Source organism: Actinomadura sp. RB99 (assembly GCF_014706005.1).
Lineage (GTDB): Bacteria > Actinomycetota > Actinomycetes > Streptosporangiales > Streptosporangiaceae > Spirillospora.
Map to the genome: position 1 here is coordinate 208,824 of NZ_JABMCA010000008.1, position 26,899 is coordinate 235,722.

At 73.5% G+C, this 26,899-nt stretch carries 24 protein-coding genes; 14 read left to right on the forward strand and 10 right to left on the reverse strand.

Going from position 1 to position 26,899, the window contains the following annotated elements:
• The first annotated feature begins 230 nt into the window (after window positions 1-230).
• Complete coding sequence (locus tag amrb99_RS10800; protein WP_190855461.1) at window positions 231-1,241, forward strand: nitroreductase family protein; 1,011 nt, start codon at window positions 231-233, stop codon at window positions 1,239-1,241.
• Window positions 1,242-1,376: 135 nt separating this feature from the next.
• Window positions 1,377-3,095, forward strand: a complete 1,719-nt coding sequence (locus amrb99_RS10805) for a GAF domain-containing protein (protein ID WP_190855464.1) — start codon at window positions 1,377-1,379, stop codon at window positions 3,093-3,095.
• An 82-nt stretch (window positions 3,096-3,177) separates the two neighbouring features.
• Here the strand turns inward: amrb99_RS10805 and amrb99_RS10810 are convergent, their stop codons facing one another.
• Genes amrb99_RS10810 through amrb99_RS10820 form a run of 3 tightly spaced genes read right to left on the reverse strand, consistent with a single transcriptional unit; the run spans window position 3,178 to window position 5,833 of the window.
• Window positions 3,178-4,650, reverse strand: coding sequence for an AAA family ATPase (locus tag amrb99_RS10810; protein ID WP_347256626.1), 1,473 nt, complete (start codon window positions 4,648-4,650; stop codon window positions 3,178-3,180).
• 30 nt (window positions 4,651-4,680) lie between these two features.
• Window positions 4,681-5,361 carry a CBS domain-containing protein gene (locus tag amrb99_RS10815; RefSeq protein WP_190855468.1) on the reverse strand — a complete coding sequence of 227 codons (681 nt, stop codon included), beginning with the start codon at window positions 5,359-5,361 and terminating at the stop codon, window positions 4,681-4,683.
• Between the two features lie 28 nt (window positions 5,362-5,389).
• A complete protein-coding gene (locus tag amrb99_RS10820) occupies window positions 5,390-5,833 on the reverse strand; it encodes a universal stress protein (RefSeq protein WP_190855470.1) in 444 nt (147 codons plus the stop codon).
• A 335-nt stretch (window positions 5,834-6,168) separates the two neighbouring features.
• On the opposite strand from amrb99_RS10820, the gene amrb99_RS10825 reads away from it, so the two are divergent.
• A complete protein-coding gene (locus amrb99_RS10825; RefSeq protein ID WP_190855473.1) occupies window positions 6,169-7,014 on the forward strand; it encodes a universal stress protein in 846 nt (281 codons plus the stop codon).
• 104 nt (window positions 7,015-7,118) lie between these two features.
• Window positions 7,119-7,766, forward strand: a complete 648-nt coding sequence (locus amrb99_RS10830; RefSeq protein ID WP_206699900.1) for a CBS domain-containing protein — start codon at window positions 7,119-7,121, stop codon at window positions 7,764-7,766.
• Window positions 7,767-7,769: 3 nt separating this feature from the next.
• On the opposite strand, the gene amrb99_RS10835 is transcribed toward amrb99_RS10830, so the two are convergent.
• Window positions 7,770-8,222, reverse strand: a complete 453-nt coding sequence (locus amrb99_RS10835) for a pyridoxamine 5'-phosphate oxidase family protein (RefSeq protein ID WP_190855479.1) — start codon at window positions 8,220-8,222, stop codon at window positions 7,770-7,772.
• Between the two features lie 251 nt (window positions 8,223-8,473).
• Here amrb99_RS10835 and amrb99_RS10840 point away from each other — a divergent pair, with 251 nt between their 5' ends.
• Entirely contained in the window at window positions 8,474-11,116 is a 2,643-nt protein-coding gene (locus amrb99_RS10840; protein ID WP_190855480.1) for a bifunctional GNAT family N-acetyltransferase/acetate--CoA ligase family protein, read from the forward strand.
• Between the two features lie 139 nt (window positions 11,117-11,255).
• Window positions 11,256-13,943, forward strand: a complete 2,688-nt coding sequence (locus tag amrb99_RS10845; RefSeq protein ID WP_190855481.1) for a cation-transporting P-type ATPase — start codon at window positions 11,256-11,258, stop codon at window positions 13,941-13,943.
• Window positions 13,944-14,060: 117 nt separating this feature from the next.
• Here amrb99_RS10845 and amrb99_RS10850 read toward each other — a convergent pair whose 3' ends face one another.
• Complete coding sequence (locus amrb99_RS10850; RefSeq protein ID WP_190855482.1) at window positions 14,061-14,426, reverse strand: STAS domain-containing protein; 366 nt, start codon at window positions 14,424-14,426, stop codon at window positions 14,061-14,063.
• A 261-nt stretch (window positions 14,427-14,687) separates the two neighbouring features.
• On the opposite strand from amrb99_RS10850, the gene amrb99_RS10855 reads away from it, so the two are divergent.
• From amrb99_RS10855 to amrb99_RS10880, 6 genes are all read left to right on the forward strand, one after another.
• Window positions 14,688-14,891 (forward strand): DUF1918 domain-containing protein, encoded by a 204-nt coding sequence (locus amrb99_RS10855; RefSeq protein ID WP_190855483.1) that lies wholly within the window; start codon window positions 14,688-14,690, stop codon window positions 14,889-14,891.
• Between the two features lie 41 nt (window positions 14,892-14,932).
• Window positions 14,933-15,796, forward strand: coding sequence for a universal stress protein (locus tag amrb99_RS10860; RefSeq protein ID WP_190855484.1), 864 nt, complete (start codon window positions 14,933-14,935; stop codon window positions 15,794-15,796).
• A gap of 122 nt (window positions 15,797-15,918) precedes the next feature.
• Window positions 15,919-16,332, forward strand: a complete 414-nt coding sequence (locus tag amrb99_RS10865) for an OsmC family protein (protein WP_190855485.1) — start codon at window positions 15,919-15,921, stop codon at window positions 16,330-16,332.
• A gap of 33 nt (window positions 16,333-16,365) precedes the next feature.
• Window positions 16,366-16,854 (forward strand): Crp/Fnr family transcriptional regulator, encoded by a 489-nt coding sequence (locus amrb99_RS10870; protein WP_206699901.1) that lies wholly within the window; start codon window positions 16,366-16,368, stop codon window positions 16,852-16,854.
• A gap of 108 nt (window positions 16,855-16,962) precedes the next feature.
• Window positions 16,963-17,214 carry a DUF1876 domain-containing protein gene (locus amrb99_RS10875; RefSeq protein ID WP_190855486.1) on the forward strand — a complete coding sequence of 84 codons (252 nt, stop codon included), beginning with the start codon at window positions 16,963-16,965 and terminating at the stop codon, window positions 17,212-17,214.
• 235 nt (window positions 17,215-17,449) lie between these two features.
• On the forward strand, window positions 17,450-19,765 hold the full coding sequence (locus tag amrb99_RS10880; protein WP_190855489.1) for a heavy metal translocating P-type ATPase: 2,316 nt from the start codon (window positions 17,450-17,452) through the stop codon (window positions 19,763-19,765).
• Window positions 19,766-19,792: 27 nt separating this feature from the next.
• On the opposite strand, the gene amrb99_RS10885 is transcribed toward amrb99_RS10880, so the two are convergent.
• A complete protein-coding gene (locus amrb99_RS10885) occupies window positions 19,793-21,115 on the reverse strand; it encodes a nicotinate phosphoribosyltransferase (RefSeq protein WP_190855492.1) in 1,323 nt (440 codons plus the stop codon).
• Between the two features lie 229 nt (window positions 21,116-21,344).
• Here amrb99_RS10885 and amrb99_RS10890 point away from each other — a divergent pair, with 229 nt between their 5' ends.
• Together amrb99_RS10890 and amrb99_RS10895 are read left to right on the forward strand one after the other, a co-directional pair.
• Entirely contained in the window at window positions 21,345-22,190 is an 846-nt protein-coding gene (locus amrb99_RS10890) for a universal stress protein (protein ID WP_190855493.1), read from the forward strand.
• A 45-nt stretch (window positions 22,191-22,235) separates the two neighbouring features.
• Window positions 22,236-23,084 (forward strand): universal stress protein, encoded by an 849-nt coding sequence (locus amrb99_RS10895; RefSeq protein WP_190855494.1) that lies wholly within the window; start codon window positions 22,236-22,238, stop codon window positions 23,082-23,084.
• 100 nt (window positions 23,085-23,184) lie between these two features.
• Here the strand turns inward: amrb99_RS10895 and amrb99_RS10900 are convergent, their stop codons facing one another.
• The 4 genes from amrb99_RS10900 to amrb99_RS10915 all read right to left on the reverse strand — a co-directional run bounded on the left by amrb99_RS10900 (window position 23,185) and on the right by amrb99_RS10915 (window position 26,759).
• Window positions 23,185-23,574, reverse strand: a complete 390-nt coding sequence (locus amrb99_RS10900; RefSeq protein ID WP_190855497.1) for a PLD nuclease N-terminal domain-containing protein — start codon at window positions 23,572-23,574, stop codon at window positions 23,185-23,187.
• A gap of 166 nt (window positions 23,575-23,740) precedes the next feature.
• Complete coding sequence (locus amrb99_RS10905) at window positions 23,741-24,814, reverse strand: CapA family protein (protein WP_190855499.1); 1,074 nt, start codon at window positions 24,812-24,814, stop codon at window positions 23,741-23,743.
• A 376-nt stretch (window positions 24,815-25,190) separates the two neighbouring features.
• Entirely contained in the window at window positions 25,191-25,886 is a 696-nt protein-coding gene (locus tag amrb99_RS10910) for a hypothetical protein (protein ID WP_190855501.1), read from the reverse strand.
• A gap of 249 nt (window positions 25,887-26,135) precedes the next feature.
• Window positions 26,136-26,759, reverse strand: coding sequence for an RNA polymerase sigma factor (locus amrb99_RS10915; protein ID WP_347256627.1), 624 nt, complete (start codon window positions 26,757-26,759; stop codon window positions 26,136-26,138).
• Window positions 26,760-26,899 lie beyond the last annotated feature (140 nt).

A 26,899-nucleotide genomic window follows, 5' to 3' on the forward strand; every position in this document is an offset into this window, starting at 1 on the left:
ATGAGCGCCCCTCGGCTCTGGTGCGGGCGTTCACTTGCGTCCGACCCCGTCATAGTGATCGTTCCCCCTGGGCGGCTGGTGGTGTCACGGACGTACCCCCCATATGTCCGGCCTCACGGCGGGTCGAAGGCTCCCCGGTCGGCATGGTGTCGGCCGCGATGGACTTTCGGCCCTGTCACAGGCCAGGGCCCGGATGATGCGCTGGAAGGGAGGAAAGAAGGGGGCGACAGATGCGGACCAGGAGCGAGGTGCCCGCGGGCGTCGACGACGTCATCCGCGGTGCGGTCGAGGACGCGATCCGGGCGCCGTCGGTGCACAACACCCAGCCGTGGCTGTTCGGCGTGCGCGGATCCCGGATAAGCCTGCGCGCCGACCCGGACCGCCGCCTGGACGTCGCCGACCCGCAGGGCCGGGAGATGCTGATCAGCTGCGGCGCGGCCCTGTACAACCTGCGGCTGTCACTGCGCAAGCGCGGGTTCGAGCCGGTCGTGCGACCACAGCCGGACGCCGACCGCCCGAATCTGCTGGCCGACGTCGAGGTGGAACGCGGTTACGCGGCGGTTTCCAGGGAGGTCGAGGACGAATACGCGCAGATCGAGCGGCGGCACAGCCACCGCGGCGGGTTCCGGCCGGAACCGGTGCCGTCCGGTGTGGTCACGGCCCTCCTGCGCGCGGCCGAGCAGGAGGGGGCGCGGGTGATCCAGGCCGTCGACGCCCACGTGCTGGGGGCCCTGGCCGCGCTGACCGACGCGGCCGAGCACGTCCAGCGCCGCACGCCCGCCTACTCGACCGAGATGGCCCGCTGGGCGCCGTCGCCCGCCACGGCGCGCAAAGACGGCGTCCAGGAGATCTCCTACCCCGTGCGGACGCCTCGGACGGAACCGCACTTCGCGCCGCGGGACTTCGCCCGCGGTCAGGGGTGGGGCGTCGAGCCCGCCGATGACGACGGCACCGCGCTCGCGGGGATCGTCCTGCTGCTGGTGACGGCCGAGGACACCCCGGCGGCGTGGCTGCGGGCCGGTCAGGCGCTGGAGCGGCTGCTGCTGTGCGCGGCCGAGCACGATCTGTCGGCCGCCTATCACACGCAGGCATTGCAGGTCCCCGAGCTGCGGGCTTTCATCCGCACGCACTTCTGCGGCGACGCCCATCCGCAGATGCTCCTGCGGATGGGCGTGCCCGTGGGGGAGGAGCTGGCGACCGTGCGGCGCCCGGTCGAGGACGTGATGGTCGAGGAGCCGTGATCCCGCTCGCCGCCCGCGCATGAAGTGAACGGCCGGTCACAGGTGGATGACCCTGCGTCTACGCGCTGCTGTCGCGTCACGGCCGACCGTCCCCTGGCCTGGGTTCGCGGTCGCCGATCGGTGATACTGGAAGACGTGACCGCAGAGCCGGGGCCGGGCGGGGACAAGGCACGGCTGATCCTCCCCCAGTTGCAGCTGGACGACCTGCTGGCCGAACTCCAGACGCGGCTGGAAGCCGCGCGGTCGACCCGTGACCGGGTGCACGCGCTGCTGGAGGCCGTGGTCTCGATCGGCGGCGAGCTGGACCTGGAGACGGTGCTGCGGCGGATCATCGAGGCCGCGACGACGCTGGTCGACGCGCGCTACGGCGCGCTGGGGGTGATCGACGAGGAGGGGGAGCGGCTCGTCCAGTTCATCACCGTCGGGGTCACCGAGGACGAGATCGCGGCGATCGGCCACTGGCCGCACGGCCACGGGATCCTGGGGCTGCTGATCAAGGACCCGCGGCCGCTGCGGCTGGCGGACCTGTCCGAGCACGCCGAGTCCTACGGTTTCCCGGCCGATCATCCGCCGATGCGCACGTTCCTGGGCGTCCCGATCCGGGTCCGCGACGAGGTGTTCGGCAACCTCTACCTGACGGAGAAGGCCGGCGGCGGCGTCTTCGAGGAGGAGGACGAGGTCGTCGTCACGGCCTTGGCGACGGCGGCCGGCGTGGCGATCGAGAACGCCCGCCTCTACCAGGAGACGCGGCGGCGCGAGCGCTGGCTGGAGGCTTCAGCGGAGGTCTCCACGACACTGCTGTCGGGTACGGACACCCACCAGGTCACCTCGCTGGTGGCGGCGCGGGCCCGGCAGGTCTCCGATGCGGGGCTGGCAACCGTGTCGCTGATCGACGAGGCGAGCGGGGAGTTCACGGTGGAGGCCGCCGACGGCGCCGACGCGGGCCGGGTCCGCGGGATCCGGCTGCCCAAGGGGCACTCGATCGCCGGGAGGGTGTTCCAGGAGGGGGCGTCGCTGCGCCTGGCCGACGGGGCGGGGGCGGTCCGCGAGGCCGGCACCCCGGTCGAGGTGGAGATCGGCCCGCTGCTGGCGGTGCCGTTGGGCGTCGGGTCGTCCGCCCGCGGTGTCCTGACGGTCATCAACGCGCCCGGCGAGCCGCCGTTCTCCGAGGGGACGCAGCGGTTGCTGGAGGCGTTCGCGGGGCAGGCGGCGGTGGCGTTGGAGTTGGCCGAGCGGCGTCGGGACGCCGAGCGCCTGACGCTGCTGGAGGACCGGGACCGGATCGCCAAGGATCTGCACGACACCGTCATCCAGCGGCTGTTCGCGACCGCGATGACGCTGATGGCCGCGATCAAGATCACCCAGAAGCGGGAGGTCGCGGTCCGGGTCCAGCGGGCCGTGGACGATCTCGACGACACCATCCGGCAGATCCGCTCGTCGATCTTCGCGCTGCAGGCGACCGGGGACGAGGAGTCGTTGCGCAGCCGTGTCCACGCCTTGGTCGACAGTGCCGCCGAGCAGTTGGGGTTCTCTCCGTCCGTCCGGCTCGACGGCCTGCTCGACACCGCCGTCGACGAGGAGACCGGCGAGCAGCTCCTCGCGGTCGTGCGCGAGGCCCTGTCGAACGTGGCGCGGCACGCACACGCCGGCGAGGCCGTCGTCGCCATCGACGTCGGCGACGACCTGACGCTTCGGGTCGAAGACGACGGGGTCGGCATCCCCGAGGGCGGCCGCCGCAGCGGTCTGCGCAACATGACCGACCGCGCCGAGGCGTGCGGGGGTTCCTGCACCACCCGGCCGCGGCCCGGCGGCGGCACGATCCTGGCCTGGCGCGTCCCGCTCAAAGACGGCTGACCGCTCACCGGCCCGATGCGGTGCGGATCCACCACGGGTAAGCGCTCGTTGTAGCGGCTCGATCCGGGCTCCGGCCGGCGGCTCAGCCGGGGGAGAGGAACGGGCGGCGGGGCCACACGAGCTCGGCGCCGTGGGGACGGACGATCGGGAGTGCCTGTTCGAGGGCCGCGGGCACGGTGCCGCTCGTGTCGATCGTGGTGGCCTCCGGCCAGGGCGAGGCGTGGGCGGTCATGGCGAGCGCGATGTCGCCGTCCGCGTCGGAGATGCCGTGCGTGCGCTGCCGGATGCGTTCGGCGGCCAGGGCCTCGGGCGCGTCGCAGCGGAGGGCGACGAGGTCGGCGTGCTCGCGGCGCGCGACGGCGGCGATGAGGTCCCGTTCGGCCTTGTCGGTCCAGGAGGCGTCGAGGATGACCGTCTCACCCAGCCGGAGCAGCCGTGCGGCGCGTTCGGCGAGTTCGCGGTAGGTGCGCCGGCTCCAATCAGGCGTGTAGATGCCGGTGCCGTAGGGGGTGGCGGCCGGCGTCTCGGGAGAGATCCCGGCCAGCTCCTTGCGGACGCGGTCGCTGCTGAGGAGGGTGCAGCCGAGCCGGTCGGCGAGGGCACCGGCCAGGGAGGTCTTCCCGGTTCCGGGCAGCCCGCCGACGAGGACCAGGTCGACCTTGCCTGCGCGCAGGTGGCGGAGGGCGAGATCGGCGTATCCGCGGGCCTCGGCGGCCGCGCGGTCGTCGCCCTGGGCGTGGCGCAGGCAGGCGACCTTGGCGCGGACGAAGGCCCGGTAGGCCACGTAGTGGTGGCGCAGCGAGGGCGGAGCGGGGTCGGCGGCGAACTCGGTGTACCAGCCGATGAACCGTTCGGCGAGGTCCGGCGCACCGAGACGTTCGAGGTCCATCGCGAGGAAGGACGCGTCGTCGAGGCCGTCCAGCCAGCGCAGGCGCTCGTCGAACTCCAGGCAGTCCAGGATGCGCGGGCCGTCGTCGAGGCAGAAGACGTCGGTGGCCAGCAGGTCTCCGTGGCCGTCCACGACGCGCCCCTCGGCGATGCGGGCGTTGAAGAGTGGCTCGCGGCCGGCGAGGAACGCGGTGGCGAGCCGCTCGATCTCGGTCGCGGCCGGGTCGGCGACGGCGCGGCCCGGCAGGGCTCGGACCTGCTGAAAGCTGTCGTTCCAGCGGGATCTCACGGCGTCGCGGGTCTCCTGCGCCGAGATCTGCGGGCCGCGCGGCGCCTCGGCGTGCCACGCGGCCAGGATGCGGGCGGTGTCGCGCAGCGCGTCCTCGACGGGCTTGTGCGCCTTGACGAGGGTGGACAGGCGCCGGTCGGCGGGCATCCGCCGCATGGCGACCAGGTGATCGCGGACATCGCCGTTGGGGCCGTGGACGTCGCAGACGCCGAGGTAGACGTCGGGCGCGAACCGCCGGTTGAGCCGGATCTCCTCGTGGCAGGCGCGCTCGCGCCGCTCCCGGGTGCTGAAGTCGAGGAAGCCGAGGTCGAGCGGCTTCTTCAGCTTGTAGGCCCGGTCTCCGACGAAGAAGACGACGCCGCTGTGGGTCTCGCTCACGGCCGCGCTCACCTGGTAGGGCATCGCGTCTCACGCTCTCGGGTAGGCGGTCGGGCGGGTGTCGTCGCGCTCGTAGGCGAGGTCGCCGACGACGTCCACGACGCCTTCGGTCGCGGCGGTCATCCGCACCACGATGGGGATGAGGCTCTTCAGCTCCATGCGCCCGGAGAGCCGGACGACGCCTTCGCGGACTTCGACGTGGACCTCGGACGGGTCCTGCCAGAGCCGGGACACCAGCACGTCGTAGACGATCTCGTCGCGGATGTCGTCGTCGCTGCGGTGGAACACGGTCAGCAGGTCGCGCCGGGAGACGATGCCGCACAGGGTTCCGCTCTCGTCGACGACGGGCGCGGCCCTGAAGCCGTGTGAGGCCAGCAGCCGCGCGGCTTGAGCGACGGTGGCGTCCGGCCTCACCGTGACGGCGGGCGCGCTCATCAGGCCGCGGGCGTCGACGGCGCGGGCCTTGGCGAGGGCGTGGTGCCGGTGGCGGCCCCGCAGCGGGCGCTCGCCGGCGTCGTCGGGCTTGAACTCCTCCTTGTGGAGCAGGTCGGCTTCGGCGACGATGCCGACGACGCGTCGGTCGTCATCGACGATGGGAACGCCGCTGATGCGGTGCTCGGCCAGCGCGTCGGCGATCTCGGCGAACGTGGTGTCCTCGACCGCCGTCACCACCTCGGCGGTCATGACGTCCTTGACCGTCCGGCGTTTCATGGCCGCCTCCAGATGGGGTGCCGGGGACTCACGGGACTTCGTGGGAGGCGGGGGTCTGGTCGGCGCAGATCACGACGGGGCAGCGTGCCAGTTCGCGGGCTACGGGGACGGTGTCGCCGCCGAAGGGGTTGCCGTGTTCGGAGTTGACGCGCGCGCCGATGACCAGGAGCTCGGCGTTTTCGGCGGCTTTCGCCAGTGCCTCGCCGGGCCTGCCGTGGGTGATCTTGAGGCGGGTGGTGAGGTGCTGGGTGTGGGGGATGGTGCGGGCGACCAGGTCGCGCAGGCGCAGCCACTCCTTGGCGGCGCGCAGGGGGCGGGGCGTGGGGGTGGTGTCGTTGTTCACCACGCGGACGACGTCCAGGCGGGCGTGCCGCTCCAGGGCTTCCCGGGCGGCGCGGTGGAGCGCGGCCAGGGAGTTGGGGGATCCGTCCACGCCGACGACGACGGAGCGGTGTTGGGGCATGATCTGCATTGACGACCTCCCTTGGTCGCTTCCAGCGTCGCAACCGGCCGGCCGGGAGATCAGTGCCGAGCGTCCCCCGCGGCCGGGACCTTCGGCCCGCTCCCGGCGGCGCATGAGGCGGTCCCGGTGCTCGCTTCCGTACCGCCGACCGGTCCGCACGACGGCCGGGACGGTGTAGCCGCGTAAGAGACCTCCCCGCTGAAACGGGCGCCGAAAACGTGCCGGTCGAAGGCCCCGGCTCCCAGGGCACGGCGGGGCTTTCCAGGCCGGGGTACGGGCGGGTCCTTCGGCCCTGTGCATCGTGCCTGCGCAGGTGGTGAGGTTGTTCATGGGGGGTGAACGCGATGGGCGTACCGATCGTGATCGGCACCGATGGTTCCGATGAGGCGGCGCGTGCCCTCGACTGGGCCGCCGCTGAAGCCGTCTTGCGTGAACGTCCCCTGCACATCGTCCACGCCATCGAGAGCCGGCCGAACACGACGCCCCTTTTCGCGAGGTCCGGCACCGCCGAGCCCACCACTTGCGTGGGCCGAAGGGTCCTGGCGGCCGCCGTTGAACGCGTCCGGGAGCGATGGCCGGACCTGGAGACGACGACCGTTCTGGTGACCGGGGAGACCTGGCAGGCGCTGGGAGCGGAGTCGGAGAACGCGTTCGAGCTGGTCCTGGGAAGTCGTGGCCTGGGCGATTTCGCCGCCCTGCGACTGGGTAGTACAAGCCTGCGCATGGCCGAGCGCTCCACCGTCCCGGTGGTGATCGTGCGCGGGGACGCCGCCGAGGGCGGCGAGGTCCTCGTGGGCATCGACCCGGTACGGGAAGCCGGCGCGATCCTCGACTACGCCTTCGACGCCGCCGCGCTCCACGGTGCCCGGCTCCGCGTCGTCCACGCGTGGCAGAGCCTCGCGACCTTCCTCGACGCCGGTTACGCCGACGTCGAGCAGATCGAGGCGGACCTGAGGAGGGCGGTCATCGCCGCTTGCCGGCCACTGCGAGGCGGATACCCGGCAGTCGACGTCGTCGACGAGATCGTTCTGGAGCATCCGGTGACCGCATTGTCCAGGGCCTCGCGCGAGGCCCGCCTTCTGGTGGTCGGTGCCCGCGACTGGCACTGGACCTCGCCCCGGCTCGGTTCCGTCAGCCACGGGGTCTCGCACCACGCGCAGTGCCCGGTGGCGGTCGTCCCCTCCCGCTGATCACGGGCCCGCGTTCTGCCCGACCGCATGCTCACGGCCTCGTGCGCGGCCGACACCTTGGAAGGGAGCCCTGCCAGATGAAGCGACCGACAGTGGGGACGGTCATGACATCCGATGTCGTGACGGTGTCGCCCGACGATGCGTTCAGGGACGTGATCGCCGCTCTCGCCGATCGCGAGATCAGCGGGGCGCCCGTCGTGGACGGGGAGGGGCGCCTCGTCGGCGTGGTCACCGAGGCGGACCTGCTCCGCAAGGCGGCGGCCGGCCGAGGGGGGCCGGGGCGGAAGCAACGCCTTGAGCGGCAAGGGGCCGGCGCCACGACGGCCGGGGAGGCCATGAGCTCGCCGCCGGTCACCACGACCGCGGACGCCCCGGTCGCCGAAGCAGCGCGATCCATGTGCCGCCACGGCTTCAAGCGGCTCCCGGTCGTGGACGCCGACGGCCGCCCGGTCGGCATCGTCAGCCGTGCCGACCTGCTGAGCGTCTTCCTGAGGACGGACGCGGAGATCCGCGACGAGGTGATCCACGAGATCGTCATCCAGAGCCTCTGGCTCGACCCCGCCGAGGTGGAGGTCGACGTGCGCGACGGCGTGGTGGCCCTGCGAGGCCGGGTGCCCGTGGCGAGCCTCGTCCCGATCGCCGAACGCCTGACGGCCTCCGTCGACGGCGTCGTCAAGGTGATCAACGCGCTCGACTACGACGAGGACGACGGCGCGCGCCCGCACCGGCGCCGCGCGGGCCGGCGGTACTAGGGATCAGCCCGGTTCGTCGCCGGGGTCGATGTGCTCGGTCGTGACGCCGCCGGGATGCAGGGGGATGCGGCGTCCGGTGATCTTCTCGGGGGTGAGCCGGACGAAGAACGGCTTGGGGGAGGGCACCCAGGGGGCGAGCGGCAGCGATGTCAGCCGTTCGGTCTCGGCCGGGTCGGTGACGACCTCGGCGGGGCCGGTGACGATGACGCTCCACGCGGTCCGCAGTGCCGGTTCGAGGTCGTCGGCCTCGAAGGTCAGGGGGCGTCCCGCTTGGACCGCGTCCATCTTGGCGCCGGGCGCCGTGGCGAACACCACCGCGGTGCCGTCCATGACGAAGTTCACCGGCAGGACGGAGGCGGTGCCGTCGTCCCCGGCCCACGCGATCCGGCCGACCGCGGCGCCGCGCAGCAACGTCAGGCAGGCGTCGGTGTCGAGAGTCTGGAGTCCGGTGGTCATGGCGCCTCGATTCTGGTGCCCGCGCCGCCCGCGGGCAGGGCGGGCGCGTCGGCGTGATGGTGCTGGCAGGACGGGCGTACCCCCGCCGTACCGCGTCATCAGTCGATCACCCGCGACCCCGATGAGTCGCCGGGCTTCGGTCCCGGGCGCACCGGACCAAGGTCCCGGCCGCCGTCACGAGGGCCGAAGGTCCCGGGGCGCGGTGACGTTCGGGCGCTGACCCGGGGACCCGCCCGCCGGAGGCTGGGCCCATGAGGGCACGAACGTCCACCGGGCACTTCTACGCGCTGCTGACCGACGGCACACAGGTCGAGATCAGACCGCTCACCGGAGCCGATCGCGAGGCGGTGTGCGCGCTGCACCGCGACCTCAGCGACGAGAGCCTCTACCTGCGCTTCTTCGGGCTGAACAGGGCGATGGCCGACCGGATCGCCGACCAGGTCTGCCGCCCGGACGGCCCGGGCCACGGGGCGCTGGGCGCCTGGCTCCGCGGCGAGCTCATCGGCATCGCGGAGTACGAGCCGTCCGACGCGCCCGGCGAGGCCGAGGTCGCGATGGCGGTCGCCGACAGGATGCACCACCGCGGTGTCGGCACCCTGCTGCTGGAGCACCTGGGATCGCTGGCCCGGGCGAACGGGATCATGGCGTTCCGGGCCGACACCCTGGCCGAGAACGCCCCGATGCTGCGGGTCTTCGCCGATGCCGGCATGCCCGCCAAGCGCCGCGCGTCGTCGGGCGTCGTCGAGGTCACGATGCCGCTGGTATCCGATGAGCACTACCTGGACGTGGTGGCCGAGCGGGAGCGGAGCGCCGACGTCGCCAGCCTGATGCCGCTGTTCAGGCCCCGCGCCGTCGCGGTCGTCGGCGCGAGCCGGCGGGCGGGCACGGTGGGCGCGTCCGTCCTGCGCAACATCGCGGCGGGCGGCTACACGGGACGGCTCTACGCGGTCAATCCGCACGCCGCCGGCACCGAGCTGCACGGAGCGCCGTGCGCGGCCGCGGTGTCCGGCCTGCCCGAGCCCGTCGATCTCGCGATCATCACCGTCCCGGCCGACGCGGTCACCGGCGCGGCGGCCGAATGCGGCGCGTTCGGCATCCCGGCCATCGTCGTGATCACGTCCGGGCTCACCGCCGACCAGGGCGCCGAGCTGCTGGCGGCCTGCCGGGAGCACGGCATCCGGCTGGTCGGCCCCAACTGCCTCGGAGTGGCCGACACCGGCACCGGGCTGGACGCGACGTTCGCGGCCCGCCGCCCCGCCGCCGGCGTCGCCGGGGTGGCGGTGCAGTCGGGCGGCGTCGGCATCGCGCTGATCGACCACCTCTCCCGCCTCGGCATCGGCGTGTCGTCGTTCGCCTCCCTCGGCGACAAGTACGACGTCAGCGCCAACGACCTGCTCATGTGGTGGGAGTCGGAGCGGACCACGCGGCTGGGCCTGCTGCACGTCGAGTCGTTCGGAAGCCCGCGCAAGTTCGCCCGCACGGCGCGCCGGGTGGCGGCCCGCATGCCGCTGCTCACGGTCCTCGCGGGGCGCTCCGGGCCGGGCACGAAGGCGGCGGCGTCGCACACGGCCGCCGCCGCCACGCCGGAGGCCACCCGCCGGGCCCTGTTCGAGCAGGCGGGCATCGTCGCCACCGACGACCTCGGCGAGCTGGTGGACGCCGCCGCGCTGCTGGCGAGCCAGGCGCCGCCGGCCGGGCCGCGCGTGGCGGTGGTGTCCAACGCCGGGGGCGCCGGCGTCCTGGCCGCCGACGCCTGCGTCGACGCCGGCCTCACCATCCCGGCCCTGGGAGCGGCGACGCGCAGCCGGCTCAGCGCGGCGCTGCCCGCGTGCTCCTCGGTCGCCGATCCCGTCGACACGACCGCGGCCGTTTCCGCCGGGACCTTCCAACGCGCGATCCGGCTGGTCGCGGACGACCCGTCGGTGGACGCGGTGCTCGCGGTCGTGGCGCCCACCGCCCTGGCGGACCTGACGGGCGCGCTCGACGGCTGCGCCAAGCCGGTGGCCGCCGTGGTCCTGGGGCAGGCGGAGACGGTGCTGATCTCCGATCAGGGCGTCCCCTGCTACGCCTACCCGGAGAGCGCCGCTCGCGCGCTGGCGCACGGCTGGTCCTACGCGCGGCGGCGCGACGAGGCCCCCGGCCTGCCGCCTGAGCTGCCGGGGCTGCGTGCGGGCGAGGCCGCAAGGCTCATCGGCGGCTTCCTGGCGGACGCGCCGGAGGGCGGCTGGCTGCCGCCCGTCCAGGCGTTCGAACTGCTGGAGCTCTACGGGCTGCCCCTCGCGCCATGGCGCTGGGTGCGCGGCGAGCGGGAGGCGATCGCCGCGGCGGACGAACTCGGTGGTCCCGTGGTGCTGAAGGCCGATGCCGAGGGCGTCCTGCACAAGACCGCGGCCGGGGCGCTGCAGCTCGATCTTCGCGGGACCAAGGACGTCCGCAACGCGTACCGGTGGCTGGCCGACCGGTTCGGTGACCGGCTCCGGGGCGTGATCGTGCAGCGGATGGCCGCCGAGGGCGTCGAGGTCCTGTGCGGCGCCGTCCAGGACGACGTCTTCGGCCCGGTCGTGATCTTCGGGGCCGGCGGCGTCGACACCGAGGCCCTCGCCGACCGCACCGCGCGGCTCGCGCCCCTCACCGAACGGGAGGCCGGGGAAATGGCCCGCGAGCCGCGGGTGTCCGCGGTCCTCGCCGGTCATCCCGCCCGCCCCGCCGGTGATCTCCCGGCGCTGCGGGACGCGCTGCTCCGGCTCTCCCGGCTCGTGGCCGACCATCCGGAGATCGCCGAACTGGACCTCAACCCGACGATCGTCCGGCCGGACGGCGTCGTGGCCGTCGACGCGCGCATCCGCCTGGCCCCGAACCGCGTCTGGGATCCGTATCTGCGCCGCCTCCGCTGATCCCGGCGCCCCGCCGGGGGCGGCCTGCGCGGGAGTTACCCCGGTTTCGGCGGGGGTACGGCCTGAAGGACCTTCGGCCCGCCGCGCGCCCGGCGTTCGGCCCTGACCCGCTGATCACAGGGTGGCGAGCATGAGATCCATGGGACATCATTCCGTCGCGCGCCCCGAGCCGGAGCCGGACGCGGCGGCCGCGGCGAACCCGGAGGAGCCGCTGCCGCTGCTCCGCAAGGAGCTCGGGACGGGGGACCGCGGGCTGTCGGCGCGGGAGGCTGCGCGGCGGCTCGCGGTGTACGGGCCGAACCAGGTGCGCCGGCACGAGAAGACCTCGTTCGTCCGGCTGCTCGCGGGCCAGCTGGCGCATCCGCTGGCGCTGCTGCTGTGGGGCGCCGGCGCGCTGGCCTTCATCGCCGGGACGCAGGTGCTGGGATGGGCGATCCTCGCGGTGATCCTGGTGAACGCGGCCTTCGCGCTCCTGCAGGAGCACCAGGCCGAACGGGCCGTCGAGGCGCTGGCCGCCTACCTGCCCGAACGGGCCCACGCCGTCCGGGACGGGCGGCGGCAGGCCGTCGACGCCGCCGACCTCGTCCCCGGCGACCTCGTGGTGCTCGAAGAGGGCGACAAGGTCCCCGCCGACGCCCGGCTCACCGACGGCGCCCTGGAACTGGACATGTCCATGCTCACCGGGGAGTCGGCCCCCGTGGAGCGCGTCGCGGCCCCGGGACGGGAGGGGATCGCGCTCCTGCGCGAGCCGAACCTCGTCTTCAGCGGGACGACCTGCACCGGGGGAGAGGCGCGGGCGATCGTGTTCGCCACCGGCGGGCACACCGAGCTCGGCCGCATCGCGGCGCTCAGCCAGCGCGCCCCGCGCCAGGACAGCCCCCTGGAGAGCCAGGTGAAGAAGGTCGCCTGGCTGATCGCGGGCGTCGCCGTCGGGATGGGCGCCGTCTTCCTGCTGATCGGGGCGCTGGTCGGCCTGCCGCTGCGGGACGCGCTGGTGTTCGCCATCGGGCTGCTGGTCGCCAACGTCCCCGAGGGGCTGCTGCCCACCATCACGCTGGCCCTGGCGGTCGGCGTCCGGGTCCTGGCCAGGCAGGGCGCGGTGGTCAAGCGCCTCAGCGCCGTCGAGACCCTCGGGTCGACGAACGTGATCTGCACCGACAAGACCGGCACGCTCACCCAGAACCGGATGCGGCTGCACACCTACTGGACCCCGGACGCCGGAACGGTCACGGCGTCGGAGGACCGCCTGCCGCCGCCGGACCTGGCACGGGCGATCACCGACTGCACGGCGGTCTCCTGCGCCGAGGACGGCGCGCTGCAGGGGGACCCGACGGAGATCGCCCTCGTCGAGGGCGCCGGCCCGGACGCGCCGCGGCGGCTCGCCGACCGGGACTCCCACCGCCGCGCGATCTTCCGCTTCGACGCCCGGCTGCGGCTGATGTCCACGGTCGCGCAGCGGGACGGCCGGCTTCTCGTCTCCGTCAAGGGCGCCCCGGAGTCGGTGCTCCGCCACGCCGACCTCGCCGAGGACCAGCGGGCCCGGGTGCTCGCCGCCGTCGACGAGCTCGCGCAGAAGGGCCTGCGGGTCCTCGCGGTGGCGGCCCGCGAGCTGCCGTCCGGGCGGCCGGTGCCGGGAAAGCGGGAGGACGCCGAGAAGGACCTGCGGCTGATCGGGCTGGTGGGCCTGTACGACCCGCCGCGTCCCCAGGTCGCCGCCGCGGTCCGCCGCTGCCACGACGCGGGCCTGCGCGTCCACATCGTCACCGGCGACAACGGGACCACGGCGGCGGCCGTCGCCCGCGAGGTCGGCATCGGCGTCCCCGAACTGCGCGTGGTCGCCGAGTCCGAGGAGGTGCACGACCACGAGCTGGACGAGCTGCTCACCGGCCCCGCCGAGATCGTCTTCGCCCGCTCCTCGCCGGAGACCAAGCTCAAGGTCGCCGACGCCCTGCGCGCCCACGGGCAGATCGTCGCGATGACCGGGGACGGCGCCAACGACGCCCCGGCCCTGCACCAGGCCCACATCGGCGTCGCCATGGGACGGTCCGGCACCGACGTCGCCCGCGAGGCGTCGACCATGGTGCTGACCGACGACAACTTCGCCACCATCGTGACGGCGATCGAGTCCGGGCGCCGCGTCTACGACAACGTCCGCAAGTTCATCCAGTACATCTTCGCCCACGCCGTCCCCGAGGTCGTGCCGTTCCTGGTCTTCGCGCTCAGCGGCGGTCTCGTGCCGCTGCCGCTCACCGTCCTGCAGATCCTCGCGATCGACCTCGGCACCGACACCGTCCCCGCCCAGGCCCTCGGCCGCGAACCCGCCGAGCCCGGGATCATGAACCGTCCGCCCCGGGCGGCGTCCGAGCGCGTCATCTCGCGCGGCATGCTGGTCCGCGCCTGGGGCTACCTCGGGCTGGTGTCGGCGACCCTGGTCATGGGGATCTTCTTCTACGTCCTGCTGAAGGCCGGCTGGCACCCGGGCGACGCGACCGGGAAGGGCGCGCCGCTCCACCACGTCTACCTGACGGCGACCACCGCCACCTTCGCCGGCCTGGTCGCCTGCCAGGTCGGCGCCGCGGTGGCCGTCCGCACCGATCACGCCTCGCTGCGCCAGGTCGGTCTCACCTCGAACCCGCTGCTGCTCGCCGGGATCGGCTTCGAACTGCTCTTCGCCGCCGTGCTGATCTACGTGCCGCCCGTGCAGCACGTCTTCGGTACCGCCGGACTGCCACCGGACGTCCTCGGCATCATCGCCGCGTTCCCCTTCATCGTCTGGGGCACCGACGAGCTGCGCCGCTGGCACCGCCGCCGCACCGCGCCCGGCTGAGCGACGCGCCGTTCGCGTGCGAGCCGGCGGGGCGCTGACCCGGACACCTCGCCCTGCTCGTCGAGCGCCGTCGTCCGCCAGTAGCGCTTGGTGAGCCACGGGTCTCGACCACCGTCGTCATACCGGGTGTCCGCCTTCGGCCCGCTCGCCCACGGGAAAGCGCCGGTCGAGGCCGGTCGCCCGCAGGATCCTGCGCAGCAGCGGCCGGGCGTTGGTCAGCGTCAGGCCGCCGCCCCGCCGCGCGGCGATCTCGTCGACGGCGACCAGCGCGCCCAGTCCGCTGGCGTCGCAGAACACCAGGTCGCGGACGTCGATCTCGACCCGCGGTGAGCCGTTCTCGATGATCTCGGTGAGCAGCTCCTCCAGGCGCGCGGCGGTGAGGATGTCGAGCTCTCCGGCCACGACGACGCGCGGGGGCGCCCCGGGCCGGACCGTGGTTCGCAGCTGCGCGGACGGCGTGGGCCGTCCGGACGTCGTGTTCATCGGAATCGTCTCCTGTCCCCCTCGCCGCGCGGCTTTCCAAGCCTCCGGCGAGGGACGGAGCGGGCTCCAGGGACCAAAGTCCCGTGCGTGTCCGTGGAAGTCCGGGATGTCGGGCGTCGCAGGCCTCCTTCACCCGGTAGGGGCGGAGCCCAGGGGACGTAGGCACCGGTGAAGCCGGGACCTTCGGCCCCTGCACGCGAGAAGCGCCCGTGACCACGCTGGAGGTGACGGCGAGACCGGCCGTCGGACGAAGGAGACGACATGAAGGCGAACAAGGGCGACTGGGTGATCGTTCACGGCCACCTGGCGGGGGAGCCGACCCGCAGGGCGCTGATCCTCGACGTGCACGGCCGCGACGGCGAGCCGCCCTACGTCGTCCAGTGGGACGACGGTCACGAGAGCACGTACTTCCCCGCCTCGGACGCCGTGATCGAACAGCACGCGCCGAGCGGGTCGCACGGCTGACGAATGCCGCCGGGGGTAGTGAGGTCCGAGGGGGTGAGCGCATGAACGGGATCGTCGTCGGGGTCGACGGATCCAAGCAGAGCCTGCTCGCCGTGGACTGGGCGGCGGACGAAGCGGTCCGCCGGAACGCCCCGCTGCGGATCCTGTACGTCATCACGCCCTGGCTGTTCGACGTGCCCGTCGACCCCCGGGCGGGGGCGATGCGGGCATGGCTCCTGCACGGCGGTGAGGACATCGTCGGATACGCGGTCGACCGGGCGGGCGAACGGGCCCCCGGCTTGGACGTCACGGGGGAGCAGGTCGGCGGGCAGGCCGCCGAACTGCTCGTCGACAGGGCCGAGAACGCGCTGATGCTCGTGGTCGGGTGCCGCGGCCGGGGCGGTGTCGGAGGGCCGATCCTGGGCTCGGTGGCGGTCCAGGTCGCCTCCCACGCGCGCTGCCCGGCGGTCGTCGTCCGTGACGGGCCGTCCGGCGACCACGGCGAGGTCGCGCTCGGCGTGGACGGTTCGCCGGCCTCCACGGAAGCGGTCGGATTCGCCTTCGCGGAGGCATCCGTGCGTAGGGCCCGGTTGCACGCGGTGCTGGCCTGGCCTCATCCGATCTCCACGGGCCCCGGAGACATGCAGCCCCTGGTCTATGACCCGGAGCTGGTCACGGAGGGGGAGGAGCGGGTCCTCAGCGAGTGCCTGTCCGGATGGCGCGCGAAGTTCCCCGACGTCGAGATCGTCCCCGAGGTCGTCCACGGCCGCGCCGCGCCCGCGCTGGTACGCGCCTCCGAGCAGGCGGACCTGCTCGTCGTGGGTTCGAGAGGGCGCGGCGGCTTCGTCGGGCTGCTGCTCGGATCCGTCGGCCACGCGATGCTGCACCGCTCCCACTGCCCCGTCGCCGTGGTCGCCCCGGCCTGACCGCCGAGACGGGTCCTCCAGCCCTGCCGGGCGGGACCTTCGGCACTCATGCGCGGTGCCGCCGCAGGTGAGGCTGTAGGTGAAGGGCAAACGACGAAACGAATGAGGGAGGCGACCCTCCGATGCAGGAGATCAAGGTCGTCCACCGTGAGAACGACGCCTTCACCGTGCTCATCCGGGACCATGTGATCGGCGTGGACCAGCCGTACACCTCGGGCGGCATGGACGAGGGCCCGACGCCGGTCGAACTGTTCGTGGCGGCCCTGGCGGCGTGCGCGGCGCACTACGCCCGCCGCTACCTCGCGGGACGCGCGCTACCGGCCACCGGACTGGAGATCACCGCCGACTTCGCGATGAACCCGGGCGTCCCCGCGCGCGTCGCGCGGGTCCGCCTCCATCTGCGTCCCCCGGTCGACCTCCCGGCGGCGGCGCTGAGGGGCCTGGAGGCCGCCGTGGCGAGCTGCACCGTGCAGAACTCGATGCTCGACCCGCCGCGGGTCGAGCTGGAGGTGCTCGGCGCCGTTCCCGCCGTCTGAGCAGGCGGATCGCGGCGGCTGGGGGTGAGCATCATGGCCTTGGCGACGGGGGAACTGGCGCGGGAGCCCTTCCTGAGCGGCATGCGCGGTGCCGATCTCGGCAGGCTGGCGACCGCCGCCCGGCTCACCGGGTTCCCGGCGGGCCGGCGCCTGGCCGCCGAGCCCGAACCCGCGGAGCGGTTCTGGATCATCCGCGACGGGACGATCGACCTCGACTCGCGGCTTCCCGGAGGCGGCTCGGTCGCCGTCGACACGCTGGGTCCCGGCGCGGTCGTCGGATGGTCATGGATGTTCCCGCCGTACCGGTGGCGGTTCGGAGCGGTGGCGAGCACGCCCGTCGAAGCCGTCGAGTTCGACGGGCGGCTGGTCCGGGTCCTGTGCGCCGTCGATCCGTCGCTCGGCTACGAGCTGACCCGCCGCTTCGCGGAGGTCATGGCCGATCGGCTCCAGACGGCACGCACCCGCCTCCTGGCCCCCTCGCCCGGCACGGGGCGGGCCGAGGGCCGAAGCATGCGGTCCTGACGGGCGACGGGTCGTTGGTCGTCTCGAGGAGGGACGTTCGCCCCTGGGCCGGCCGCCGGGTCGCCGCCGAGCATGGAAGTGGAGGCCACCCAGGTGAGGAGGTTGACCATGGAGACCAAGGAGTGGAGCGTGGAGCTCTACATCAGCGAGGACGCCACCGACACCGACGTGCGCGCGGTGCTGTTCACCGGCCGCGAGCAGAAGACCACCGGCCACGGGCACGCCCGCCGCAACCCGGCCGACCGCCGGATCCCGGAGATCGGCGACGAGCTGGCCGTCAGCCGGGCGCTGGCGGACCTCGCCGACCGGCTGCACGGACTCGCGAGCGAGGACATCGCCGAGCTCGCGGGGCCCGTGTGAGAAGCGAGGTCACGGGAACACCCGGGACGGGGCACGGCGAGGCCGCACCCAGCGGGCCGCGCCGGCGCCCGCACCTCGCGGTGCCCGGCGTCGCGACGGCGGGCACCGCGACGGCTCCCTGGCTCGAGGCTTCCCTGAACACCGTTAGGCGGCGCGCGATCGTGCTCGCCGTGCCGCGGCTTGTGGCGGCGATGGACGCCGCGCACAGGGCCCATCGCTGATCGTGGGAGGGCGGATGGACGTCATCGGCGGGCTCAGGCGCCGTGCTTCCGAGATCCTCTTCGTCGCCGCAGCTCTCGGACTGGTGGTGGGCGCGGCCCTGCGTTGGGCGGGGCTGCCGGGGCCTGGTGACGTCGCGTGGGCGGCGGTCACCGTCATCGTTCTCATCCCCGCCGCCTGGTGGGTGCTGGACGGGCTCCTGCACCGCAGGTTCGGCAGCGACGTCATCGCCCTGCTCGCCTTGGCGGGCACGCTCGCCGTCGGCGAGCCCCTGGCGGGCGCCGTGATCGCGGTGATGATCACCGGCGGCCGCCTGCTGGAGGAGCGCGCCGGGCGCCGCGCCCGCCGGGACCTGGGCGCGCTGCTGTCGATGGCGCCGCGCGTGGCGCACCGCCATGGCGCGGACGGGCTGGAGACCGTCGCCGTGGACCGGGTCCGTCCCGGGGACCGGCTGCTCGTCCGTCCGGGCGAGGTGGTCCCGGTGGACGGGCAGGTGGAGCAGGGGCCCGCGGTGCTGGACGAGTCGACGCTGACCGGCGAGCCCGTCCCGGTGGAGCACGCCGAGGGGGACGGCGTGCGCAGCGGGGCCGTCAACTCCGGAAGCCCGTTCGGGCTGCGGGCGACCACCGACAGCCGCTCCAGCACCTATTCGGGGATCGTCCGGCTGGCCCGTGAGGCGGCGGCGGAGAACTCCCCGTTCGTGCGGCTCGCCGACCGCTATGCCGCGTTCTTCCTGCCGGCCACGCTGGTTCTCGCCGGGGCGGCCTGGTGGGCGGCCAGGGATCCGGTCCGCGCCGTGGCCGTGCTGGTGGTGGCGACCCCCTGCCCGCTGATCCTGGCGGCGCCGATCGCCTTCGTCTCCGGGCTGTCGCGGTGCGCGCGCAGGGGAGTGGTCGTGAAGGGCGGGAGCGCCCTGGAACGCCTCGCCGAAGCCCGGGTGCTGCTGTTCGACAAGACCGGCACGATCACGGCCGGGCACCCCGTCCTCTCCGAGGTGGCCACGGCTCCGGGGCGGACCGCCCAGGACGTCCTGGGAGCGGCCGCCTCCCTCGACCAGGTGTCCCCGCACGTGCTGGCGACCGCGATCGTCCGCGCGGCCCGCGACCGCGGGCTGCGGCTCGCCGCCCCGTCCGGGGTGACGGAGGAACCCGGCAAGGGGGCGCGCGGCGCGGTCTCGGGCCGCGAGGTGAGCGTCGGAAAGGCCGACTGGGCGGGGGAGGGCGATCCGGCCTGGGTCGAGCGCATGCGTGCCCGCGCCGCCGCGCGCGGCATGATCACCGTGTTCGTCGGCGTCGACGGGCGGCTCGCGGGGGTCCTGCTGCTGCGCGACACGGTCCGTCCGGACGCGGCCCGCACCTTCCGGCTGCTGCGCAGGGCGGGGATCGAGCGGACGGTGATGGTGACCGGCGACCGGCCGGCCGTCGCGGGACCGATCGCCGAGCTGGTGGGCGCCGACGCCGTCCACGCGGGGCAGACCCCCGAGGGCAAGGTCGAGATCGCGCGGGCCGAGACCGACCGCGCCGCCACGGTCATGGTCGGTGACGGCGTCAACGACGCCCCGGCCCTGGCGGCGGCCGGCGTGGGCGTCGCGCTCGGCGCCCGCGGCGCGACGGCCGCCTCCGAGACCGCCGACGTCGTGATCACGGTCGATCGCCTGGAGCGGCTGGCCGAGACGCTCGCGATCGCCCGGCGGACCCGTTCGATCGCCCGGCAGAGCGCCCTGCTCGGCATGGGGCTGTCGCTGGCGGCCATGCTGGCCGCCGCGTTCGGCTACCTCGCACCGGCGGTCGGCGCCCTGCTGCAGGAGGGCATCGACCTCGCCGCCATCCTCGGCGCCCTGCGCGCGCTCGGTCCCGGACGCGACCGCGCGCCCCGGCTGCACGGAGACGAGGCGGAGCTCGTCCGCCGGCTCGACGACGAGCACCGGGCGCTGCGGCCCCGCATCGACGGGCTTCCCGACCTCGCCGAGAAGATCGCCGGACCGGACCTCGGGACGCGCGACGCCGCGCTCGCCACCGTCGAGGGGCTCCTGCGCGACATCGCCGACCACGAGCGCCGGGACGAGGACCAGCTCTATCCCGCCGTGGCCCGCGCCCTGGGCGGATCGGACCCGACCGGGGTGATGAGCCGCGGGCACACCGAGATCGCCGACCTGACGCGCCGCATCGGCCTGCTCGCCGCCGAGCTGCGCGACCGGCCGGACTCTGCGGGAACGGCCGCCGACCTCCGCGCGACGATCCAGGAGCTGCACGCCGTCCTGCGGCTGCACTTCGCGCAGGAGGAGGAGAACTACTTCGTGCTCGCCGACGAGTCCACCTCGACCGCACGGTGACGCCCGCCTTCGCGGACCGGCGGGTTCTTACGGGACCCGCCGGGAGACCAGCTCCTGGCGTAGCCGGTCGCGGGCCCGCCGGAGGCCGTCGCTGAGCCGGACGGCGCGGGTCTCCGGCGCCCGTAGCCGGGTGACCTGCCCGGGCAGTGCCGCGAGCTCGCCGGCGAGGCGGTCCCGGATCGCGGAGAGCGGCTCGGAGACGATCGTGCGCCCGCCCCGCATCACCGGGACGAGCAGGGTCTCTGTGCCCGGGGGCGCGGGCTCGTCCCGGAGCGAGATGACGTCGCCCTGCGGCCCGCGGTGCACCTGCTTGGCGCCGGGTGCGGTGGCCTTGCCGGCGGACAGCTTCATCACGTGCCGGCCGCCGTAGGAGACGAGCTTGTACGCGCTGTCGAGGAACGGGGCGTCGGCGGAGACGCCCATCCTGGTGCCCACCCCGTAGGTGTCGATCGGGGCGCCGCCGTCGGCGATCTCGGCGATCCGGTACTCGTCGAGCCCGCCGCTGGCCACGATGCGGGTCCGCGTCATGCCGGCCTCGTCGAGGATGCGCCGGGACGCCACCGCCAGCGCGCCGAGGTCTCCGGAGTCGAGCCGGACGCCCGGCAGGTGGTGCAGGCCGGCACGGCGGGCGACGCGTATCGCGGTTCTGACGCCGTCCAGGGTGTCGTAGGTGTCCACCAGCAGTGTCGATCGCTCGGGGAAGCCGCCGACGAAGGCCGTGAAGGCGCGTTCCTCGTCGGAGAACGCCTCGATGTAGGAGTGGGCCATCGTCCCGACCGCGGGGATGCCGTAGCGGCGGGCGGCTTCGACGTTGCTCGTGCCGGCGAAACCGGCGATGTGGCCCGCGCGCGCGACGGCCATGGCGGCGTCGATGCCCTGCGTCCGGCGGAAGGAGAAGTCGATGACGCCCGCACCGGCGGCCGCCTGGACGCAGCGGGCGGCCTTGGTGGCGATCAGGGACTGGAAGGTGAGGTGGTTGAGCAGGACGGTCTCCACCAGCTGCGCCTCGGTGATCGGCGCGGTGACCTCCAGGAGCGGTTCACCGGCGAAGACGACACGCCCCTCCGGCACCGCCCACACGTCCCCGGTGAACCGCAGGTCCTCCAGCGCCCGGAGCGTGCTCTCGCCGAATCGCTGCTGCCGTTCCAGATAGTCGATGTCCTCTGGAGCGAACCGGTAGTCCTCGAGGAACGACAGGCAGTCGGCCAGCCCGCAGGCGACCAGGAAGCCGCGGTCGGCGGGCAGGCTGCGGACGAACAGGCTGAAGGTCGCGCGCTCGGTCATCCCGTGCTGGAGATAGCTCGCCGCCATGGTCAGCTCGTAGAAGTCGGTCAGCAATCCGCCGGTCATGCCGTCATCCCTTCCCTCCGGAAAGGTTTCTGACCAGGTGCCACGCCGCGCGCACCGCCGTGCCGTCCGGCGACGGCCACGGTAAAGGACCTTTTCGCCGGGAAGGCCCTGAACTGGGGACTTTCGCCCCTGGGGAGTGATCGGCCGCGCCGGTGACGCTGGAGGGGAGACAGCACGCAGAACCGCGCGGGCACCGGCGTCCGCGATGCGCATCGCCGAGGAGGGGAACATGTCCGAATCGATCGTCGTCGGCGTCGACGGATCCGAGTGCGCCGACCGCGCCATCGACTGGGCCGCCGACGAGGCCGTCCGCCGGAACCGGCCCCTGCACGTCGTCCACGCCGTCGACAGCAGCCCGTACCGTGCGCCGCTGTTCGCACCGCCCGGGACGGTCGAGCGCCTGACGCGGCTCAGCCGGCGCGTCCTCGACGAGGCGCAGGAGCGGGTCCGGCAGCGCCATCCGGACCTGCGGACCACGACGCTGCTGGTGGCCGAGTACGCGCCCAAGGCCCTGATGCGGGAGTCGGAGAAGGCCTACGAACTGGTGCTGGGGAACCGCGGGCACGGCGGTTTCACCAGCATGCTGCTCGGCTCGACGAGCCTGCGGATGGCGGCCCGTACGACCGTCCCGCTCGTGATCGTCCGGGGCGACACCGGCGATCGCGGGGAGGTGGTCGTCGGCCTCGACGTGACCAAGGACGAGGAGACGACCCTCGGCTACGCCTTCGACGCCGCCGCCCTCCACGAGGCCCGCCTGCGGGTCGTCCACGCCTGGCTGATGTACCCCACCTACATCGAGGCGGGGTACGCCCCCGAAGACGAGAAGGTCGAGGCGGAGATCCGCACGCAGGTCGCGACCGTGATCGCCCCGTGGCGCGCCAAGTACCCGCAGGTCGACGTGGTGGAGGAGGTCGTCATCGAGCACCCTGTGGCCGCGCTGACCAGTGCCTCCCGCAGCGCCCGCCTGGTGGTCACCGGCGCGCACGAGCGCGGCTGGACCGCGCCGCGGCTCGGTTCGGTCAGCCACGGTGCCCTCCACCACGCGCACTGCCCGGTCGCCGTGGTCCCCCGCTGAGGGCGTGAAGGTGACGGCGAACGCGTCTGAGTGCTGGAGGAGACCATGCCCGCACCGGTGATCGTGGGAACCGACGGTTCCGGCAGTGCCGGACACGCCGTCGCCTGGGCCGCCGCGGAGGCGGTCCGATGGCATCGGCGGCTGCACATCGTCCACGTGGCGCAGATCTGGCCGTACCAGGTCAGGCGCTTCACACCGGCGGAGGAGGAAGAGCGCGTCTCCCGCGCCGGCCGCGCCGTGCTCGCGGAGGCCGAGGCCACCGTCCGGGACCGTCACCCGGATCTGCGCGTCACCGCCGCGCTGGCGGTCGGACCGACCGTCGACGCGCTGGGCACCGAGGCCGAGGGCGGCCTGGAGCTGGTCCTCGGCCACCGCGGCCGCGGCGGTTTCACCGACCTGCTCCTGGGCTCGGTGAGCCTGCGGATGGTCGGGCACTCCTCCGTGCCGGTCGTGATCGTCCGCGACGGGGGCGTGCAGGACGGCGAGGTGGCGGTCGGATGCGGCCTCGGCGGGGAGGACCACGACGTCCTGGCCCATGCGTTCGCCGCGGCCTCGGCGCGCGGGGTGCGGCTCAGGCTGGTCCACGCCTGGCAGGCGCCCGCGGAAGCGGAGCCGGGCCCTCCGGCCGACGAGGAGCGGATCGACGATGAGCGGCGCGCCCGGCTCGTGGCCGCCTGCGCGCCGTTCCGCGAGCGCTTCCCGCTCGTCGAGGTGGCCACGGAGGTGCGCGCGGGCCACCCGGTCTCCGTCCTGGCCCAGCGGTCACGGAAGGCGGCGCTGCTGGTCGTCGGCACGCGCGAGCGCCACTGGCCCGCCCCGTGGCTCGGGTCGGTCGCGCATGGGGTGATCCATCATGCGGCGTGCCCGGTGGCGGCCGTCCCGCGGTCGAAGTGACCCGCGAAACGGGCGGCTCGTCCAGGCCCGGCCGGCCGGCGACCACGGTGGCCGCCTCATTCCTTGAGCCATCAGGCGGGTTCTCTGCGAACCGCGGGGCTCACCCCGTGAGGACCTTCGTCTTGGCGCGCTCGAACTCGTCCGAGGTCAGGTCGCCGTGGGCCTTCAGCTCCGCCAGGCGAGCCAGCTCCTCGGCGTTCCCGCCGGTGCGCGGGGCGATCCGTGCGGCGGCCTCCCGGTAGCGGGCCTCGCGTTCGCGCAAATGGCCGATCTCGCGCTCGCCCATGCCCCCGCCGCGGACGATCAGGTACGTGAAGACACCGAGGAACGGCAGGACGATGACGAAGACCGTCCACGCGGCCTTCGCCCAGCCGCTCAGGGAGTCATCGCGGAACAGATCGCCGATCACGCGGAACAGCAGCACGAACCACAACACCCAGAGGAAGACCCACATCATGGTCAAGAACACGTTGAGAAGTGGGTAGTTCATCTTTCAACTCCCGACATCTGATGGGGTACTACTGACATAAATGCTAGGCTTCCCGCTTTTGCTCCTCCACCCGCTCATGGTGGTCGCCGGGTATATCGATGGCCAAGGAAGGTGAAGCTTTCGGGAAAACGCGTCGTTTTCGGCCCGTCGCGGCCTCCGGGCCGTTTCAGGGGCCCGCGAGTTGCTCGGCGGAGGCCGGGGGTCCCTCGAGGGGGCCGTCCAAGACGGGGACCTTCGCTCCGAGGCTGCGGACGGCCGCCGTCGTGCGGTCGAGCGCCGCGCGGTATCGGGCGCGGGTGGAGGCGGGAAGGTCGTCACGGGCGAGTGCGCGGGGCAGGTCGACGAGCCGGATCGGCGGGCCCGCCTCCACGAGGGTCGGGACGAACGACGCCGCCGCCCGCCAGCGGCCCGCCGCGTCGCGCGTCAGCCGGAACCGGGCGACCAGGCCCTCGTGGGTGTCTTCGCCGTTGGCGGTCGGATTGGCGATCTGGTTGCCCATGCCGTACACGACCCACTTGCCGTCGATCCGGTCGAACGGCTGTACGACGTGCACGTGGTCGCCGATGATCAGGTCGACGTCGGGTGAGGCCAGCAGGCGGCGGGCCAGCGTCCGCTGCTCGTCCGTGGGCGCGTGCCGGTACTCCTCGCCCCAGTGCAGGCTGACGATGACGATCGCGGCGCCCTCCGCTCTGGCGCGGGCGGCGGCGTGCAGGATCGCGGGCGCGTCCAGCCCGGAATTGACCAGCCACGGCCGGCCCGCCGGGATCGGGACGCCGTTGGTGCCGTAGGTGTAGGAGAGCTGCGCGACCTTCACACCATGCGCGTCGAGCATATTGGTGCGTTCGGCCTCGGCGGGGCCGCGTGCCGAACCGGTGTGCCGGACGCCCGCGGCGTCCAGGGCACCGAGTGTCCGCCGGACCCCGGCGTCACCCTGGTCGAGGGTGTGGTTGGACGCGGTGGAGCAGGTGTCGTAGCCGAGGCCGCGGACGGCGTCGACGATCTGCGGCGGCGAATTGAACTCGGGATATCCCGCGAACGGGCCGCGGCGCGTGGCCACCGGGGTCTCCATGTGGCAGATGCCGACGTCGGCGGTGTCGATGAGGGGGCGCAACTGGCTGAGCATGGGGAGGAAGTCCCAGCCGTGGTGGCCGCTCGCCGCGGCGTCCTCGGCCGCCTGCGTGATGAGCGGCTGATGCAGGAGGAAGTCGCCGGTGGCCGCCACAGTGATCGTGCCGGGCACCCTGGCGGCCGCCGCAGGCCGATGGGACGGTGCATGGCGGACATCGCCCGTGCATCCCGCCGAGATCGCGGCGACCGCCGCGGCCAGCAGGAACGCTGCCGTCCGGGAAGTCCTGGTCCGAAAAGAAATCTTCACGCGGACCGTCGTTCCTGGAGCAAGCGCGATCAACCGGCCAATGCTCAATAATGTGGTGCTTTTGGTGATCGGCCAGTGTCGGAGAGAAGGTCCCTTTGTGGCTCGCTCGCCCGACAGTCCGGCAAATCGGGGAAATTCCTCCAAAGTGGAAAAGGTGTCCAGGCCGTCCCTGGACGTGTCAGAGCGGCGGTCCGCCGAAGAGGGGCGAGGGGCCCGGTCACGTCCGGGCCCCTCGGAGAGGTCACCGTGTGCTCGGTCGGGGCTTCTCCGTCGGCCCGATCTTCGGCGTCGATACGGGGGGCAGTTCGTTCGTCCACTCGGCGACCAGGGTCGCGTTGCTGCCGTAGAGCCCCCTGCCGTTGACGACCTCTTCGATCGTGCCGGTCACCTTCGAGGTCCGCGGGTCGACGACCAGCATGTTCTTGCTGGGGCCGGGAAGCAGCAGGCCCTGCCCGCCGCTGACCGGGCCCAGGCTCTTGACGCCGGGAAGCGCGGCCAGCGCTCGGAACGCGGCGGAGCGGACCTTCGGCGGTGCGGGGGTCCCGGAGAGCAGGCCGACCAGCCCTCCCTCCAGGGCCGGCGCCATGGGGAGCCCTCGGTTGTAGGAGAGGAGCCGTGCCTTCAGCGCGGCGGGCCTGGTCGGCAGCTTCTGGATCTGCGTGAGGGTCAGCCGCTCGTCGGCGCCGAAGTCGAACCCGTCGGCATAGTGTCCGTACGGGCCGTCGGGGTCGTTGTTCCTTACCGGGCCGCTCGACGAGCCCAGCCTGACCCAGGACCTCCCGTCGTGCCGGGCCCAGGTCTCGATGGTGTACGGGTGGGACCGGTCGGAGGTGTATCCCTTGGTGTAGGCCGTCTTGACGTACCAGTACATACCGGACCCCTGCCGTGTCCCCAGGGCGGAGGAGGAGGCCGCGAGCAGGACCTGCTCGGCGGACATCCGGGCCCCGGGGTCGCGACGGAGGCCGGGGGGCCGTTGGGCGTGGCGGTGGGACCGGTGTGGCCCGAGACGACCACGACCACGACAACGGCGGCGGCGGCCGCGGTGAGGCCGAGACCGCCCGCCGTCCACGCGGTCCTGTGCGAGCGAGCCGGGCCGTGGATCGCGTTCCCGAGCCGTCGCCGGCCCTGGTCGATGGCCTCCGGGGGCTGGTCGGGCTCGTCCAGTGCGGTGGCGAGCAGGTGAAGTTCATCCATGGAGATCCTCCTGGTCGATGACCTGACGGAGCTTGGTGCGGGCGCGGTTGAGGCGGGAGCCGACCGTCCCGTACGAGATGTCGAGGGCCTGCGCCACCTCCTCGTGGGTGAGCTGGCCGAGAGCGACGAGGAGCAGCACATCGCGTTCGCCCGGCGAGAGCTCCAGCAGCGCCTTCGCCAGCTTGGGCTTGGCCCGCTGGGCGGCGACGGCGGCGGCGACGCGGTTCTCGTGGCTGTCGGCCGTGGGCTCCGGCCGGTCGCGGCTCAGCGCGCGGTAGTGGCGGGCCTCTTTGCGGCGGTGCCGGGCCACGCAGTTCGTGGCGATGCCGAGCAGCCACGGTCGCAGGGCCCCGCGTGCCGGGTCGTAACGGTCGAGCATGCGGAACGCCGCGAGGAACGTCTCGGCGGTGACGTCGTCCGCGTCCTGCCGGTCCAGCCGCCCGGCCACATAGCGAAAGACGTCCCGGCGGTATCGGTCGTAGACCGCCTGGAACTCCTCCGGGTCCCGTCGGAACGCGGCCGCCAGTTCGGCGTCCCCCACCGCGTTGTCGTCGTCCACCCGGTCGACGCCCACCTTGCGCTCCTTGCGTAACCGGCGGCCCAGGTCGGCGGTCACGTGGCTGTATCCGTCATGCGGCCCTACCTTCTTGATCGGGTTGAGCGAGCCGTTCGTAGGGTTGGCTGGCCCAGGGGTGCCGGGTGTGGCTTTCATGCGGCTGCCGAAGGTGTGGTTCAGGACGCTTCGCCGCCCGGCAC

Coding starts and splice junctions, on each gene's coding strand:
- amrb99_RS10890 (WP_190855493.1), top strand. CDS start 21,345: ATGTCCGAATCGATCGTCGTCGGCGTCGACGGATCCGAGTGCGCCGAC.
- amrb99_RS10850 (WP_190855482.1), bottom strand. CDS start 14,426: ATGAACACGACGTCCGGACGGCCCACGCCGTCCGCGCAGCTGCGAACC.
- amrb99_RS10880 (WP_190855489.1), top strand. CDS start 17,450: ATGGACGTCATCGGCGGGCTCAGGCGCCGTGCTTCCGAGATCCTCTTC.
- amrb99_RS10830 (WP_206699900.1), top strand. CDS start 7,119: ATGACATCCGATGTCGTGACGGTGTCGCCCGACGATGCGTTCAGGGAC.
- amrb99_RS10910 (WP_190855501.1), bottom strand. CDS start 25,886: ATGTCCGCCGAGCAGGTCCTGCTCGCGGCCTCCTCCTCCGCCCTGGGG.
- amrb99_RS10865 (WP_190855485.1), top strand. CDS start 15,919: ATGCAGGAGATCAAGGTCGTCCACCGTGAGAACGACGCCTTCACCGTG.
- amrb99_RS10900 (WP_190855497.1), bottom strand. CDS start 23,574: ATGAACTACCCACTTCTCAACGTGTTCTTGACCATGATGTGGGTCTTC.
- amrb99_RS10800 (WP_190855461.1), top strand. CDS start 231: ATGCGGACCAGGAGCGAGGTGCCCGCGGGCGTCGACGACGTCATCCGC.
- amrb99_RS10835 (WP_190855479.1), bottom strand. CDS start 8,222: ATGACCACCGGACTCCAGACTCTCGACACCGACGCCTGCCTGACGTTG.
- amrb99_RS10875 (WP_190855486.1), top strand. CDS start 16,963: ATGGAGACCAAGGAGTGGAGCGTGGAGCTCTACATCAGCGAGGACGCC.
- amrb99_RS10820 (WP_190855470.1), bottom strand. CDS start 5,833: ATGCAGATCATGCCCCAACACCGCTCCGTCGTCGTCGGCGTGGACGGA.
- amrb99_RS10815 (WP_190855468.1), bottom strand. CDS start 5,361: ATGAAACGCCGGACGGTCAAGGACGTCATGACCGCCGAGGTGGTGACG.
- amrb99_RS10845 (WP_190855481.1), top strand. CDS start 11,256: ATGGGACATCATTCCGTCGCGCGCCCCGAGCCGGAGCCGGACGCGGCG.
- amrb99_RS10825 (WP_190855473.1), top strand. CDS start 6,169: ATGGGCGTACCGATCGTGATCGGCACCGATGGTTCCGATGAGGCGGCG.
- amrb99_RS10885 (WP_190855492.1), bottom strand. CDS start 21,115: ATGACCGGCGGATTGCTGACCGACTTCTACGAGCTGACCATGGCGGCG.
- amrb99_RS10870 (WP_206699901.1), top strand. CDS start 16,366: ATGGCCTTGGCGACGGGGGAACTGGCGCGGGAGCCCTTCCTGAGCGGC.
- amrb99_RS10855 (WP_190855483.1), top strand. CDS start 14,688: ATGAAGGCGAACAAGGGCGACTGGGTGATCGTTCACGGCCACCTGGCG.
- amrb99_RS10840 (WP_190855480.1), top strand. CDS start 8,474: ATGAGGGCACGAACGTCCACCGGGCACTTCTACGCGCTGCTGACCGAC.
- amrb99_RS10895 (WP_190855494.1), top strand. CDS start 22,236: ATGCCCGCACCGGTGATCGTGGGAACCGACGGTTCCGGCAGTGCCGGA.
- amrb99_RS10860 (WP_190855484.1), top strand. CDS start 14,933: ATGAACGGGATCGTCGTCGGGGTCGACGGATCCAAGCAGAGCCTGCTC.